Origin of the sequence: Saccharothrix hoggarensis (assembly GCF_042678885.1) — a bacterium.
Taxonomy (GTDB): domain Bacteria; phylum Actinomycetota; class Actinomycetes; order Mycobacteriales; family Pseudonocardiaceae; genus Actinosynnema; species Actinosynnema hoggarensis.
The window spans coordinates 1-14,838 of the sequence record NZ_JBHTLK010000181.1 but is presented as its reverse complement, the minus strand read 5'-3'; the positions used below and the strand labels follow the sequence as shown (position 1 = coordinate 14,838).

Sequence of the window (14,838 nt, the reverse complement as noted above, 5' to 3'; positions counted from 1 at the left end):
GGGGGCGCAGTGGTGCGGCCCGGCGCCGTCCGCTTCGCACAGGAACAGGTCGGCGCCGTCGGCGAGGCGGTCCAGCGCCGGGCACGGGCCGGTGTCGCCCGAGTAGGCGAGGACCGCGTCGCCGTGGGCGGCGCGCAGCCCGAACGCGGGCAGGCCGTGCTCCACGGCGTGGCTGGTGAGGGTGAGGTCGCCGATCTCGGCGCGGTGGCCGTCGTGCAGCTCGTGGACGTCGAACGCGGCGGACGCCGGGTTGGGCGCGGCTCCGGCGAGGAACGCCTCCAGCCGCGCGGCGAGTCCGGGCGGGCCGTAGAGGGGGACGGGTTCGCGTGGGTGTCCGTCGGCGAACAGCAGCGCGTAGTAGTAGGGCAGCAGGTCGGCGGCGTGGTCGGCGTGGGTGTGGGAGATCCAGACGGCGTCGACCAGGTCGGGTCGGTGGTGGCGTTGCAGCGCGGCGAGCGTGCCGGGGCCGGCGTCGACCCACACGGCGGTGTGGTCGGTGCGCAGGAGGTAGCCCGAGCAGGGGTTGTCGGGGCGCGGGTAGGGCGTGGCGGTGCCCAGGACCGTGAGGCGGAAGGTCACGGGTCAGTGTGGCGCAGGACGTGCACGCCCGCCGCGGTTTTCAGGTAGGCCCAGGTGGTGGCGCCGGTGGTGGCGAGGCCGACGTGGGAGGCGGAGGTGCGGGCGAGGTCGTCGGGCAGGGCGACGGGGGTCCAGCCGGCGCCGGTCCAGCGGTGGAAGGCGGGTCGGGTCTCGAAGGAGCGGCGGCCGGCGCGCACGCCCCAGGTCCAGCCGGCGGCGACGCCGTGGACGTTGAGGCGTTCGGTGTCGCCGGGTCCGGGGACGGCGGTCCAGTCGCGGCCGTTCCAGTGGTGCAGGCGCATGCCCTCGGTGTCGCGGACGTGGCCGAGCCAGACGTCGTCGGGTGCGGCGGCGGCGAGGCGGGCGACGTGGCCGCGTTCGAGGCGGGGTGCGGTGACGTCGGTCCACGTGTGGCCGTCCCAGTGGGTGAGGACGGGGTACTCGTAGGTGGCGGGTCCGGCTCCGGCGAGGCCGCCGCCGCCCGCCCACACGTCGTGGGGTGCGGAGGCGGTGACGGTCTGGAGGTTCTCGCGGGCGGAGGACAGGGCGGGGCGCAGGTGCCAGCGGGCGCCGTCGTAGTGGAGTGCGTCGCGTCCGGTGCCGACGATGTGGACGTCGGTGTCACCGACGGCGGTGACGGCTTTTGCCCAGGCGAGGGGCGGGGTGGTGACGGTGTGCCACGAGGCGCCGTCGTAGTGCAGGACGAGGGGGCGGCCGGCGCTGTTGCCGACGGCCCACACGTCGTCGGGTGCGGTGGCGGACACGCCGGAGAGGCTGGCCGCGGCCGGGAGGTCGGGCAGGCGTTCCTCGCGCCAGGTCTCGCCGGTCCAGCTCAGCACCAGTGGCGCCGAGGGTCGGCTGGTGAACACGCCGGTCGTGCCCGCGAGCCACGCGTGGTGCTCACCCGCGGTCGCGAGGTCGGCCAGTGCGGTGCTGGGCGGCAGCACGGGCACCGGCACGGGTCGGAACAAGCGAACTCCCCCTCGATGGTCCCCCCGACTCATCGCATGATCCAGCTCATCTGTCCCGGTGCCGGTTCGCCAGCCGCCGAACGGCGGCTTGTGTTGGCGCAACAGCACGCTCCTGGTCAGGGCGGTCGCTGTGCGTGGTCACCGTCGGCTGGGGTGCCCGCCGCCGTCCGGGTGGTGTTCAGGGGCGGTGTCGGGCGCGTTCTTCGAGGTAGCGGCGTTCGGGGAGGCTGAGGGTGGTGCGGGCGGCGCGGGCGTAGTGGGTGCGGGCCGCGTCGTGGTCGCCGGCGAGGTCGAGGAGGTGGGCGCGGACGGCGTCGACGCGGTGGTGGCCGGTGAGGGCGGGGTCGGTCGCGGCGGCGTCGAGGTCGGCGAGGGCGGTGGCGGGGTCGTGGACCATGGCGGTGGCGACGACGCGGTTGAGGGTGATCATCGGGCCGGGGGTGAGGGTGTGGAGGAGGTCGTAGAGGGCGAGGATCTGGCGCCAGTCGGTGTCGGCGGGGTCGCGGGCCTCGGCGTGGAGGGCGGCGATGGCGGCCTGGAGTTGGTAGGGGCCGACGGCGGTGGTGGCGAGCGCGGTGGTGACGAGGTGGGTGCCTTCGGCGATCTGGTCGGTGTTCCAGAGGGTGCGGTCCTGGTCGGCGAGGGGCACGAGTGAGCCGTCGGGGCGGGTGCGGGCGGGGCGGCGGGCGTCGGTGAGGAGCATGAGGGCGAGGAGGCCGGCGGTTTCGCCGTCGTCGGGCAGTCGGGTGTGGAGTTCGCGGGCGAGGCGGATGGCCTCGTGGCAGAGGTCGACGCGGTGCAGGGTGGCGCCGGAGCTGGCGGTGTGGCCTTCGGTGAAGACGAGGTAGAGGACGTGGCGGACGGCGTCGAGGCGGTCGTCGCGCTGGTCGGCGGGTGGTGGGTGGAAGCGGGCGCCGGTGGCTTTGACGCGTTGCTTGGCGCGGCTGATGCGTTGGGCGACGGTGGGTTCGGGCACGAGGAAGGCGCGGGCGATCTCGGCGGTGGTGAGGCCGCCGACGGCGCGCAGGGTGAGCGCCACGCGTGACGGTGGGGTGAGCGCGGGGTGGCAGCACAGGGTGAGCAGGGTGAGGGTGTCGTCGACGCCGGGTGGGGGTTCGGGGTCGGGTGGGGTGAGGGTGGCGGCGGTGTGCTCGCGTCGGCGGCGGGCGGTGTCGGCGCGCCACAGCTCGATGCGGCGGCGTGACGCGACGGTGATCAGCCAGGCCCTGGGGTTGTCGGGGATGCCGTCGGCGGGCCATTGGGTGGCGGCGGCGAGGAGTGCTTCCTGCACGGCGTCCTCGCAGGCGTCGAAGTCGCCGTGGTGGCGGATGAGCGCGCCGAGGACGTGGGGCGCGTGGTCGCGCAGGAGGCCGGTGATCGCGGCGGGGGTCTGGGTCATGGCGTCGGTCGCAACGGGTTCCCGGTCGGAGGGGTGCTGGTCGGGGAGCGCTGGTCGGGGAGCGCTCGTCGGAGGGGTGCTGGTGAGAGGGTGTCGGTCAGAGGGGGAAGTCGTCGAGGGAGGACAGCACCGGTCGGACTTCCACCAGGCCGAGGTGCGCTTCGGGGACGCGTGCGGCGATCTCGACGGCCCGTTCGGGGGTCTCGCAGTCGAGCAGGAAGAACCCGGCGAGGAGTTCCTTGGCCTCGGCGAACGGTCCGTCGGTGGTGAGGGTCTGGCCGTCGCGGACGGTGACGCGGGTGGTGTGGGAGGGGTCGGCGAGCGCTTCGGAGACGATCAGCTCGCCGGAGGCGGCCAGTTCCTCGTCGAGGGCGGCGTAGGCGTCGAGGCCGGCGGACCGCTCGTCGCGCGACAGCCGGTCCCAGAGCGCGCGGGACTCAGGGTTGCTGTAGATGAGGACGAGGTACTTCACCGGGGCCTCCGAAACAACTGTCCGGCGGGATGTCGAGGACGCGGGTCCAGCTTCTACGTCTCCGGTGGAAGGCGCCCGACGGGGGTGCCCGTGCGGAGAGGAACTCCACCATGGACGAGGACAGCGGTGTGCGTGGGTTGTTGGAGCGGCGTGCGGCGGCGATGCGGGCGGGTGACGCGGAGAGCCTGGCGGCGGACTACCTGCCGGATGCGGTGACGTTCACGTTGGCGCCGCCGTTGCAGCACACGGCGCCGGAGGTGACGGACGCGGACGCGTTGCGGTCGTGGTTCGCGACGTTCGACTCGCCGGTGGACGTGGTGATCCGGGACCTGGAGGTCGTCGAGGAGGGTGATGTGGCGTTCTGCCACAGCCTGAACCGGATGTCGGCGGTGCCGAAGGGCGCGTCGGAGGCGTTCGAGCTGTGGTACCGGCACACGGTGGGCCTGCGCCGGGTGGACGGGGTGTGGCGGATCGCGCACGAGCACGAGTCGACGCCGTTCCACATGGACGGCGGGTTCCGGGCGGCGGTGGACCTGCAGCCGTAACGGCCGTAGCGGGCCGTCGCGGTCGTAACGGCCGTGGCGGGCGTCAGGCGAGGACGAGGGCCAGGGCGTCGAGGGCGGCGCGGTAGGCGTGGTCGGGCGGGCTCCCGTAGCCGACGATCACGCCGTGCCGCGTCGCGGCGGCGGGGTGGTGCCAGTGCTCGGCCAGGGCGCCGAGGGCGACGCCGTGCTCGGCGGCGCGGGCGGTCACGGCGGTCTCGTCGGGGTGTTCGACGAGGACGTGCAGGCCGGCCGAGACGCCGTGCGTGGTGACGCCGTGGGAGGCGAGGTGGTGCAGGCGGCGGACGAGGAGGTCGCGGCGCTTGCGGTAGCGGAGGCGGCGGGCGCGGATGTGCCGGTCGTAGGCGTGGGTGGTGATGAGGTCGGCGAGGGCGAGTTGGCCGATGACCTCGGTGTGGTGGTCGGTGTGGAGCTTGGCGTCCACGACGGCGTCGACGCGGTGGGCGGGCAGGACGAGCCAGCCGAGGCGCACGCCGGGCGCGAGGGTCTTGGAGGCGCTGCCGGCGTAGGCGACGTGGTCGGGTGCGGTGCCCTGCACGGCGCCGAGGGGTTGCCGGTCGTAGCGGAACTCGCCGTCGTAGTCGTCCTCGACGAGCAGCGCGCCGGTGGTGCGGGCCCACGTGGTGAGGGCGTGTCGGCGGGTGGGGTGCAGGGGGACGCCGGTGGGGTACTGGTGGGCGGGGGTGACGACGGCCGCGGCGACGTCGGGTGGGGTGCGGGCGCCGAAGTCGTCGACGGGCAGCGGCACGACGTGGCGGCCGGCGCGGGCGACGACGGCGCGGTGGAACGGGAGGCCGGGGTCCTCCATCGCGAAGGGGCCGTCGGTGACGGTGGCGAGCAGGGACAGCGCCTGCGCGTAGCCGGAGGTGATGACGATGCGGTCGGGGGTGGCCTGGACGCCTCGGGTGCGGCCCAGGTACTCGGCGAGGGCGGTGCGCAGTTCGATGCGTCCGCGTGGGTCGCCGTAGCCGTGCGCGCGGGCGGGTGCGGCGGCGAGGGCGCGGCGGGTGGCGCGCAGCCAGTCGGTGGCGGGGAAGGCGGACACGTCGGGGGAGCCGGGGCGCAGGTCGTGGAGCGGGGTGTGGTCGTCGGGGCCGGTGGCGGCGGGGGTGGTGTGGTCGTGGCGGGGGAGCGGCGCGACCTGGGTGCCCGCGCCGCGTCGGGCGGTGAGGTAGCCCTCGGCGACGAGTTGGTCGTAGGCGGCGGCGACGGTGTTGCGGGCGAGGCCGAGTTCGACGGCGAGGCGGCGGGTGGCGGGCAGGCGTGCGCCGGGGGCGAGGCGGACGGCGCGGATGGCGTCGCGCAGGGCGTGTTCGAGGCCGGTGCGGCGGCCGGTGGCCGGGTCGAGGTCGAGGTGCAGGTCCACGCCCGAAGTGGCCCAGGTTTGCGACACGGTATCGGACCTTAGCAAGGGGCCAATGGATTTCCGCGTTGTGCCGCGGGACGGTTCGGGTCGCCGCTAGCGTGAGCGGTGCCGGCCGGGCCGGACCGACCGGGACCGGATGGCCGGAACCTTGTGCGCGACCGTCCGGCGGCGCCGAAACCGCGCAGCCGGGGAGAGGACTTCCCGGTGGAGACTGACGACGTGGAGACGAACCTCGTGGAGACCGACACGAACCCGAACACCGCCGGCGCCGGGGCGGGGGTGCTGCGGTCGCTGCACGTCGCCGGCGCGCCGCTGGTGCTGCCGAACGCGTGGGACGCCGCGTCCGCGCGGGTCGTGGTGGACGCCGGCTACCCCGCCGTGGCGACGGCCAGCGCCGCCGTGTCGGCCGCGCTCGGCTACCCGGACGGGCACGGCATGCCGGTCGACGAGGCGTTCGCGGCGGTCCGGCGGATCGCCTCCGCCGTGGACGTGCCGGTGACCGCGGACATCGAGCGCGGGTACGGCCTGCCGCCGGGGGAGATCGTGGCGCGGCTGGCGGAGGCGGGCGCGGTCGGCTGCAACCTGGAGGACTCCGACCCGGCGACCGGGGCGATGGTGGACGTCGCCGAGCAGGCCGACTTCCTCGCCGCGGTGCGCGCCGCCGACCCGGACCTGGTGCTCAACGCGCGGGTGGACGTGCACATCAAGGGCGACAAGTCGCTGGAGGACAGCGTGCGGCGCGCGCTGGCGTACTTCGAGGCGGGCGCGGACTGCGTGTACCCGCTGGGGTTGCCGTCCGACGAGATCGGCCGGTTCGTGGCCGCGGTCGGTGGCCGTCCGGTGAACATCGCGCACGGGCCGGGTTCGCTGACGCCGCCGGAGCTGGGCGCGCTCGGCGTGGCGCGGGTCAGCTTCGGGCCGGGGCTGCACCGGCTGCTCCTGGCGCGGCTGACGGAGCTGGTCACGGACCTGCGCGCGGGCGCCAGCCCTTATCGGGCGCGGCCTGCCGGCAACTAGCTACCGGCAAGTAATTAGTGTGGCCGCATGACTGTGGTCCGGATGCACGAGTGGGACGCCGACACCCGGGTGGACGCGGCGGGGGACGGGCGGTTCACCGCCCACCTCACCGACCGGTGGAGCGGCACCGGCGGGCGGCCCAACGGCGGCTACCTCGTCGCGTTCTGCCTGCGGGCGCTCGGCGAGGTGCTGCCGCACCCGGACCCGCTCGTCGTCGGCGCCCACTACCTGCGGCCCGGCGTCGTCGGACCGGCCCAGGTCGACACCGAGGTGGTGCGGGCCGGTCGTCGGCTGTCCACCGGCGAGGCGCGGCTGCGCTGCGGTGACCGGGAGGTGTTGCGGGTCGTCGCGTCCTACGCGGACCTGGGCGCCGCGACCGGCCGCACCCACGTGCTGGGCGCGCCGCCCGACCTGCCGCCGCCCGACGAGTGCGGCGACGTCTACGGCGGGGCGCGGCTGCCCGACGTCACCGTCGCCGACCGCGTCGACCTGCGCGCGCCCGAACCCCACGGCTGGGCCACGGGCCGCCCCACCGGCACCCCGACCACCGAGTTCTGGATCAGGTTCGCCGACGGACGTCCCGCCGACACCGCGTCCCTGGCGTCGCTGGTGGACTCCGCGGCGCCCGCCGTCCTCGAACTCGGCGAGACCGACTCCGCCACGGTCGAGCTGACCGTCCACGTGCGGGCGCGCCCCGCGTCGGACTGGCTCGCCGCCCGCGTCACCACCCGGCACGTCCTCGGCGGTTTCCACGAGGAGGACGTGGAGCTGTGGGACACCTCGGGGCGGCTCGTGGCCCAATCCCGCCAGCTCGCGCTCCTGCCCACCCGATAATCGGCGGCCCCCGCGGTCCGGCCCCGATATCCTTGACCCCAAATGAACACGATGTCGCACGCTGACCTGCGCAAACGCCTGTCCGAACTGATGTCGCGGGACCAGCGGAGGCTGGAACGCAGGCTCGACGGCGCGCGCAAGGTCCGCGACGACCAGGCCCGCGCGGCGGTGCTCGCCGAGGTCGAGGCCGACGTCGAGGCCGCCGAGCTGCGCGTCGCGCTGCGCCGCGAGGCCGTGCCGAAGATCACCTACCCGGCGGAGCTGCCCGTCAGCGCCCGCAAGGACGACATCGCCGCGCTCATCCGCGACCACCAGGTCGTGATCGTCGCCGGCGAGACCGGGTCGGGCAAGACGACGCAGCTGCCCAAGATCTGCCTCGAACTCGGCCGCGGCGTGCGCGGCCAGATCGGCCACACCCAGCCCCGCCGGCTCGCCGCGCGGACCGTCGCCGAGCGCGTCGCGCACGAGCTGGGCACCGAGCTGGGCGGCGCGATCGGCTACAAGGTCCGGTTCACCGACCACTCCGGCGACGACACGCTGGTCAAGCTCATGACCGACGGCATCCTGCTGGCCGAGCTGCAGACCGACCGGATGCTGTCGCGCTACGACACGATCATCATCGACGAGGCCCACGAGCGCAGCCTCAACGTCGACTTCCTGCTCGGCTACCTCAAGCAGCTGTTGCCGAAGCGGCCGGACCTGAAGGTCGTCATCACCTCGGCGACCATCGACCCGCAGCGGTTCTCCCGCCACTTCGGCGACGCGCCGATCATCGAGGTCTCGGGCCGCACGTACCCGGTCGAGGTCCGCTACCGCCCCGTCGTGGACCCCGAGGACCCGGACGCCGACCCGGACCGCGACCAGACGCAGGCCATCTGCGACGCCGTCCGCGAGCTGCAGGCCGAAGGGCCCGGCGACGTGCTGGTGTTCCTGTCCGGCGAACGGGAGATCCGCGACACCGCCGACGCCCTCGCCGCGCTCGACCTGCGCGACACCGAGATCCTGCCGCTGTACGCGCGGCTGTCGTTCGGCGAGCAGCACCGGGTGTTCCAGCCGCACCGCGGGCGGCGGGTCGTGCTGGCCACCAACGTCGCCGAGACGTCGCTGACCGTGCCCGGCATCAAGTACGTCATCGACCCCGGCACCGCCCGGATCTCCCGCTACAGCCACCGCCTCAAGGTGCAGCGGCTGCCGATCGAACCGGTGTCGCAGGCGTCGGCCAACCAGCGCAAGGGCCGCTGCGGGCGCGTGTCCGAGGGCATCTGCGTGCGCCTGTACAGCGAGGACGACTTCGACGCGCGCCCCGAGTTCACCGACCCGGAGATCCTGCGCACCAACCTCGCGTCGGTGATCCTGCAGATGACGTCCATCGGGCTCGGCGACATCGCCGCGTTCCCGTTCATCGACCCGCCCGAGACCCGCAACGTCAACGACGGCGTGCAGCTGCTGCAGGAGCTCGGGGCGCTGCTGCCCGCCGAGCGGAAGCTCACCCCGCTGGGCCGCAAGCTCGCGCAGCTACCCGTCGACCCGCGCCTGGCGCGCATGGTCGTGGAGGCCGACCGCAACGGCTGCGTCCGCGAGGTCATGGTCATCGCCGCCGCCCTGTCCATCCAGGACCCCCGGGAACGGCCGTCGGACAAGCAGCAGGCCGCCGACGAGTTCCACGCCCGGTTCAAGGACCCCGAGTCGGACTTCACCGCGTTCCTCAACCTGTGGCAGCACGTGCGGGAGCAGCAGAAGGCGCTGTCGTCCAACCAGTTCCGCCGGATGTGCCGCAACGAGTTCCTCAACTACCTGCGCATCCGCGAGTGGCAGGACATCTACCAGCAACTGCGGCAGGTCGCGAAGACCCTCGGCGTGCACGTCAACGACCAGCCCGCCGAGCCGCGCAACGTGCACATCTCGCTGCTGTCCGGGCTGCTGTCCCACATCGGCGTCAAGGACGTCCCCAAGCGCGACCCGGGCAAGCGCGCCGCCACCGAGTACCTGGGCGCCCGCAACGCGAAGTTCGCGATCTTCCCCGGCTCGGCCCTGTTCCGCAAACCGCCCCAGTGGGTGATGGCCGCCGAACTCGTCGAGACGTCGCGGCTGTGGGGCCGCACCGTCGCGAAGATCGAACCCGAGTGGGCCGAGAACCTCGCCGGGCACCTCGTCAAGCGCACCTACAGCGAACCGCACTGGGAGGCCAAGCGCGGCTCCGTCGTCGCGCTGGAGAAGGTCACCCTGTACGGGGTGCCGATCGTGGCGGCCCGCAAGGTGAACTACGGGCGCATCGACCCCGAGCTGTCCCGCGAGCTGTTCCTCCGGCACGCCCTCGTGCAGGGCGAGTGGACCACCCACCACAAGTTCTTCCACCACAACCGGGCGCTGCTCGCCGAGGTCGAGGAGCTGGAGAACCGGGCCCGGCGGCGCGACATCGTCGTGGACGACGACACCCTCTACGACTTCTACGACCAGCGCGTGCCCGCCGACGTGGTGTCCGCGCGGCACTTCGACACCTGGTGGAAGAAGACCCGGCACACCCAGCCCGACCTGCTGACCTTCGACAAGGCGATGCTGGTCAACGAACGCGCCGCGGTCACCCCCGACGCCTACCCCGACGAGCTGCGCCGCGGCGGGCTGCGCCTGCCGCTGACCTACCGGTTCGAACCCGGCGCGCCCGTCGACGGCGTCACCGTCGACCTGCCGCTGCCCGCGCTCACCACCCTGCCCGACGACTCCCTGTCGTGGCAGGTGCCGGGCCTGCGCACCGACCTCGTCGTCGCCCTGATCCGGTCGCTGCCCAAGCCGCTGCGCCGCAACTTCGTGCCCGTGCCCGACGTCGCCGCCGCGGCCCTGTCCGGCATCAAGACCGACGAACCGCTCCTGCCCGCGCTGGAACGCGAACTGCGCGCGCTGACCGGCGTCGTCGTCGCCCGCGACCAGTGGCAGCTCGACCAGGTGCCCGAACACCTCAAGCTCACGTTCCGGATCGTCGACGAGAACGACCGCGAGCTCGCCCAGGGCAAGGACCTCGCCGCCCTCAAGCGCAAGCTCCAGGGGCAGCTGCGGGAAACGCTCGCCGCCGCCGCGAGCAACCTCGCCCGCACCGGCCTCACCACGTGGGACATCGGCGACCTGCCCCGGACCGTCGAGCGGCAGCGGTCCGGCATCGTCGTCACCGCCTACCCGGCCCTGGTCGACAAGGGCGACACCGTCGCCGTCGAGATCCTCGACACCCCCGGACGGCAACGCCAGGCCATGTGGCGCGGCACCCGCCGCCTGCTCCTGCTCAACACCCCGTCACCGGTCAAGACGCTGCAACGCGGCCTGAACAACGCCGAGAAGCTCGCGCTCACCCGCAACCCGCACGGCGGCGTCGCGCCCCTGCTCGCCGACTGCATCTCCGCCGCCGTCGACAAGCTCCTGCGCGACGCCGGCGGCCCCGTCTGGGACCAGGCCGCGTTCGCCAAGCTCACCGACCACGTCCGCCGCGGCCTCGGCGAGACCACGTTCGACGTCGTCCACAAGGTCCGCCGCGTCCTCGAAGCCGCCCAGGACGTCGAACTGCGCCTCAACGCCGTCCGCGGCCCCGTGTTCGAGGAATCCCTCGCCGACGTCCGCGCCCAGCTCGCCGGCCTCGTCCACAAGGGCTTCGTCACCGCCGCCGGCGCCGACCGGCTCCCCGACGTCCACCGCTACCTCCAGGGCATCGCCCGCAGGCTGGAGAAGCTGCCCGAGAACGTCCGCCGCGACCAGGAGTGGATGGACCGCGTCCACGCCGTCCACGGCGAGTACCGCGAACTGCTCGCCTCCCTGCCCGCCGACGAACCGCACGACGAGCTCGACGAGGTGCGGTGGATGATCGAGGAGCTGCGGCTGAGCTACTTCGCCCAGACCATCGGCACCCGCTACACCGTCTCCGACAAGCGGATCTTCAAAGCCCTCGACGCCGTGCCCCGCTGACGCCGCCCGGGGGTTCGTCCGGGGGGGGGGGCGTCCGCGGTCCAGGGCCGTCAGGACCGCCCGCCCGAACGGTGCAGGGTGATCGTCGTCCACGCGCCCACGTGGACGCGGTCGCCCGGCTCCAGCGGGCACGGCACGTTCGGCCGCAACGGCTCGTCCCCGCCGTTCACCGTCGTCCCGTTCGTCGACCCCAGGTCCACCACCGACCACCCGTCACCCGACGCCACCAGCACCGCGTGGTGGTGCGACACACCGGGGTCCTCCGGCGGACCCACCAGGTCCACGTCCGGGAAGGTCCCCCGCGACCGGCTCCGCCGCCCCACCGACGCCCGCCGGCCCGTCAACGCGAACCGGCGCGGCGGGCAGAACTCCGGGAACGCCATCGACCCCGCGTCCGGACCACCCTGCGCCACCACCCGGTCGAAGTACGCCCGATCGGCCTCCACCGTCACGTGCCACGACACCGGAGCCTCCCGCGCGGCGCCGGGCGGGGGAGCGGCGACCACCGGTTTCAGCGAATCGTGCCCGCACTCCTCGCAGAACCGGCCCACCCGCACCGCACCGCACGCCGCACACGACTCCTCCGCCGACGCCGACGCCGACGCCGGCCCGGACGAAGACGCCGACGGGGACGGGGACGGGGACGGCTCGGACGGCGTGCCCGCCGCGATCGGCGCGCCGCACACATCGCAGTAGTCGTCGGTGGCCGAACCGTGGCCCGCCGCGCACGTCGCCATCCCTAGTCCTTCCCGACCCGCCTGGTCACCGTCGACCGCGTGTCCAGCGTCATCTCGTCCGCGTCGGCCACCCGCGCCCGCAGCTTCACCGTCCCCGTCCGCGCGTCCCGCACCTCCACCACCCCGGCCAGCAGCTTCGCCGTCTCCGCGTTCCCCGACTCGTGCGCCAGCCGCACCGCCCGACCCAGCTTCGCCGTCGCCCGGCCCACGTCACCGGCCCGGCGCGCCTCCAACCCGTCCCGGATCGCGTCCGCCAGCTCCGCCTGACCCGTGTAGTGCGCCACCTCCGAGCTGATCCGCGTCGACAACGCCGCGTCGTCCGTCCACACCGCCAGCACCCGCCCCTGACCCAGCACCTCGCCCGCCGGCCCCACCAGGCTCACCCGCGACGCCAACATCCGCTCGCCGACGCCCGCCGGCCGCACCCGGACCCCCAGGTGGTAGTCCCGGCTCTCCCCGCCCGCCCACGCGCCCGTCGGGTAGTCGCCCGTCCGCGGCCCCGCCTCCGCCCGCCGGCCCGTCAGGTCCACCAACCCCGGCGCCGCCTGCTTCAGGAACCGCACCGACGCGCCCTCCGGCGTCCACAGGCGCAGCGACACGTCCGCCACCGCCTTGCCCATCGCCGTCGCCGCCATCGACCGGAAGTCGTCGGCCAACCCCGCCGGGTCCGCCACGATGTCCACCGTCCCCAGCAGCGCCTCCGAGATCCGACGCAGCTCCGAGACCTCCCAGTCCGTGCCCACGCCCCGGCAGTCGCACGTGAACCGGCCCGCCACCGCGTCCAGGTTCTCCTCCAGCTGCGCCGCAGACTCGTGCTGGTTCGCCCCGTCGGTCAACAGGATCGCGTGCCTCGGCCCGCCCTCGTGCCCCTCGAACAACGTCGCCGCCGCCACCAGCCACCGGCCCATCGCCGTGCCGCCGTCCGCGCGCAACCGGTGCACCGCCCGCTTCGCCTCGGCCCGCGTCCCCGGACCCGCCACCGCCAGCGACCCCGTCCGCGGGTACACCACCGTCGCCGTGTCCGTGCCCGCCACCACCGCGAACCGCACCCCGTCGCGCAGCGCCTCGACCGCCGCCACCGTCGCCTGCTTCGCCGCGGCCAGCTTCGTCGGCGGGTACCGCATCGACCCCGACGTGTCCACGATGATCACCTCGGCGGCGTCCGCCGACACCACCGGCCCCCCGTCACCCGTCGCGGTCACCGTCACGATCGCGTCGACGTCCGCGGCCCCCTCCGGCAGGTACTCGTTCTGGAACACCTCGACCGCGAACTCAAGCGCCATGCCCACCCCGCAGCTGCACGACGACCACCGTGATGTTGTCGTGCCCGCCCGCCTTCAACGCCACCTCGACCAGCTCCCGCGCCACCTCCACCGGCGTCACCCCCCGCGGCAGCACCGCGAGCAGGTCCTCCGGCTCCGGCACGTAGTTCCACAACCCGTCGCTGCACAGCACCAGCAGCCCCGGCGTCTCCACCGCGAACGTCACCGTCTGCGGCCCGCCGATCCCCGAGTCCGCGCCCAGCCACCGCGACAGCACGTGCGCGCGCCGGTCGGTCGACGCCTCCTCCTCGGTGAGCACGCCCTCCGCGACCAGCTGCGCCGCCCACGTGTCGTCCACCGTCAACCGCGCCGCGCCCGCCTCGGCCACCAGGTACGCGCGGCTGTCGCCCACCCAGCCCACCGTCGCCGAGCCGCCCGTCACCACCGCCGACACGTACGTGCACGACGGCGCGACCTCCGCCGCCTCCGGCCGCGCCAACCGGGCCACCGCCTCGTTCGCCGCCGCCACCGCGTCCGCCGTGGCCAGCTCGGCGTCCATCCCGGACTGCAACCCCGTCAGCAGCACGTCCACGGCCGTGTCCACCGCCAGCTGCGACGCCTGCTCCGCCCGCTCCGACGACGCCACCCCGTCGCACACCACCGCCGCGACACCGCGGCCGCGCACCCGGCCGAACGCCATCGAGTCCTCGTTGCGCTGCCGCCGCCTGCCCCGGTCGCTCACCCCCGCCACGCCCGGCAGCACGAACTCCACCCGGTCCCGTGCCGACGGCCGCGCCCGCCCGCACGCCTCGCAGAACCCCTCGGCGTCGAACTCCTCACCGCCGCACGCGCACATCGGCGGCCACTGCGCGCCCGGACCACCCACCGGTGTCCGCTGCACGCGCAGGTTCCGCCCGCACGCCTCGCAGAAGCGGTCCTTCGCCGACACCGGCGACGCGCACTCGGGACACGATTCCATCATCACACCAACGTCCTGGGCCGGACCGCGTTCGCGCGGTCGACGAGAGCGATGCGTTCCTCGGGGCTGTCCGCCAGCCGCGCCAACTGCCGGTAGCAGCGCTCCAGGCCCGACCGCAGACCCGACTCGGTCAGCTCGCACCCCAGCAGCCGCCCCGCGGGCCGCGACCCGTCACCGGGCAACGACTCCAACGCCACGCGCAACAGTTCCGCGGTCAACCCCGCCCGCCTCGCCACGTCCAACTCCAACCCCGACAGCCTCGCACCGGCCGCCACCACGTCCTCCAGCGCACCACCGGACCGCGCGCCACCGGCCACGACACCCGACCCCACCACGCCCGCGCGCAACTCCTTGTCGATCGTCGCCCCGCCCACCGGAACCCGCCCGATCTGCGCCCGCACCGCCGCCACCTGCGCCGCCACGTGGTGGATCGACGTGTCCGGCACGGAGTGCAGCACCGCCACCGCAGCCTCCCGCTCACCCGAGCCCACCAGCACCCGCGCCAACCCGAACGCCGCCGACACGTACGAGTGATCGGTGCGCCACACCGCCTCGTAACCGGCCGCCGCCGCGTCCGCGTCACCCAACGCCTCCGCGCACACCGCCGCCGCCAACTTCGGCGCCGCCTCGCCCGGCAGCACGTCGCACACCCGCTCGAACGCCATCAGCTCGGCCACCGACCGGCCCGCCACGAACGAGGCCAGCCCCCGGTAC

General features: G+C 74.3%; 13 protein-coding genes. 4 read left to right on the top strand and 9 right to left on the bottom strand.

Annotated features, from left to right (window positions below):
• The 4 genes from ACFQ3T_RS26815 to ACFQ3T_RS26800 form a co-directional block, all read right to left on the bottom strand.
• On the bottom strand, positions 1 to 579 hold a 579-nt coding region (locus ACFQ3T_RS26815), incomplete at its 3' end, for an MBL fold metallo-hydrolase (protein ID WP_380727130.1).
• Positions 576 to 1,550: a hypothetical protein gene (locus tag ACFQ3T_RS26810; protein ID WP_380727128.1), complete on the bottom strand. Its 975-nt coding sequence runs from the start codon at positions 1,548 to 1,550 to the stop codon at positions 576 to 578. The genes ACFQ3T_RS26810 and ACFQ3T_RS26815, both read right to left, overlap by 4 nt.
• Positions 1,551 to 1,728: 178 nt before the next feature.
• Positions 1,729 to 2,949, bottom strand: a complete 1,221-nt coding sequence (locus ACFQ3T_RS26805; protein ID WP_380727126.1) for an RNA polymerase sigma factor — start codon at positions 2,947 to 2,949, stop codon at positions 1,729 to 1,731.
• A 97-nt stretch (positions 2,950 to 3,046) separates the two neighbouring features.
• On the bottom strand, positions 3,047 to 3,421 hold the full coding sequence (locus ACFQ3T_RS26800) for a YciI family protein (protein WP_380727124.1): 375 nt from the start codon (positions 3,419 to 3,421) through the stop codon (positions 3,047 to 3,049).
• A 110-nt stretch (positions 3,422 to 3,531) separates the two neighbouring features.
• On the opposite strand from ACFQ3T_RS26800, the gene ACFQ3T_RS26795 reads away from it, so the two are divergent.
• Complete coding sequence (locus ACFQ3T_RS26795; RefSeq protein ID WP_380727122.1) at positions 3,532 to 3,966, top strand: YybH family protein; 435 nt, start codon at positions 3,532 to 3,534, stop codon at positions 3,964 to 3,966.
• 43 nt (positions 3,967 to 4,009) lie between these two features.
• On the opposite strand, the gene pdxR is transcribed toward ACFQ3T_RS26795, so the two are convergent.
• Complete coding sequence (gene pdxR / locus ACFQ3T_RS26790; RefSeq protein WP_380727120.1) at positions 4,010 to 5,377, bottom strand: MocR-like pyridoxine biosynthesis transcription factor PdxR; 1,368 nt, start codon at positions 5,375 to 5,377, stop codon at positions 4,010 to 4,012.
• A gap of 207 nt (positions 5,378 to 5,584) precedes the next feature.
• On the opposite strand from pdxR, the gene ACFQ3T_RS26785 reads away from it, so the two are divergent.
• From ACFQ3T_RS26785 to hrpA, 3 genes are read left to right on the top strand one after another with little or no spacing between them, the layout of a single operon-like run.
• Positions 5,585 to 6,367, top strand: coding sequence for an isocitrate lyase/PEP mutase family protein (locus ACFQ3T_RS26785; RefSeq protein WP_380727132.1), 783 nt, complete (start codon positions 5,585 to 5,587; stop codon positions 6,365 to 6,367).
• Between the two features lie 27 nt (positions 6,368 to 6,394).
• Entirely contained in the window at positions 6,395 to 7,201 is an 807-nt protein-coding gene (locus ACFQ3T_RS26780) for a thioesterase family protein (protein ID WP_380727118.1), read from the top strand.
• A gap of 42 nt (positions 7,202 to 7,243) precedes the next feature.
• Positions 7,244 to 11,146 (top strand): ATP-dependent RNA helicase HrpA, encoded by a 3,903-nt coding sequence (gene hrpA, locus ACFQ3T_RS26775; protein ID WP_380727116.1) that lies wholly within the window; start codon positions 7,244 to 7,246, stop codon positions 11,144 to 11,146.
• 50 nt (positions 11,147 to 11,196) lie between these two features.
• Here the strand turns inward: hrpA and ACFQ3T_RS26770 are convergent, their stop codons facing one another.
• The 4 genes from ACFQ3T_RS26770 to ACFQ3T_RS26755 form a co-directional block, all read right to left on the bottom strand.
• Positions 11,197 to 11,883, bottom strand: a complete 687-nt coding sequence (locus ACFQ3T_RS26770; RefSeq protein ID WP_380727114.1) for an FHA domain-containing protein — start codon at positions 11,881 to 11,883, stop codon at positions 11,197 to 11,199.
• A 2-nt stretch (positions 11,884 to 11,885) separates the two neighbouring features.
• Positions 11,886 to 13,166, bottom strand: a complete 1,281-nt coding sequence (locus ACFQ3T_RS26765; RefSeq protein ID WP_380727112.1) for a vWA domain-containing protein — start codon at positions 13,164 to 13,166, stop codon at positions 11,886 to 11,888.
• Positions 13,156 to 14,127: a protein phosphatase 2C domain-containing protein gene (locus ACFQ3T_RS26760; RefSeq protein ID WP_380727110.1), complete on the bottom strand. Its 972-nt coding sequence runs from the start codon at positions 14,125 to 14,127 to the stop codon at positions 13,156 to 13,158. The genes ACFQ3T_RS26765 and ACFQ3T_RS26760 overlap by 11 nt, the downstream gene beginning before the upstream one ends.
• A partial coding sequence (locus ACFQ3T_RS26755; RefSeq protein ID WP_380727108.1) for a tetratricopeptide repeat protein occupies positions 14,127 to 14,838 on the bottom strand: 712 nt, incomplete at its 5' end. The genes ACFQ3T_RS26755 and ACFQ3T_RS26760, both read right to left, overlap by 1 nt.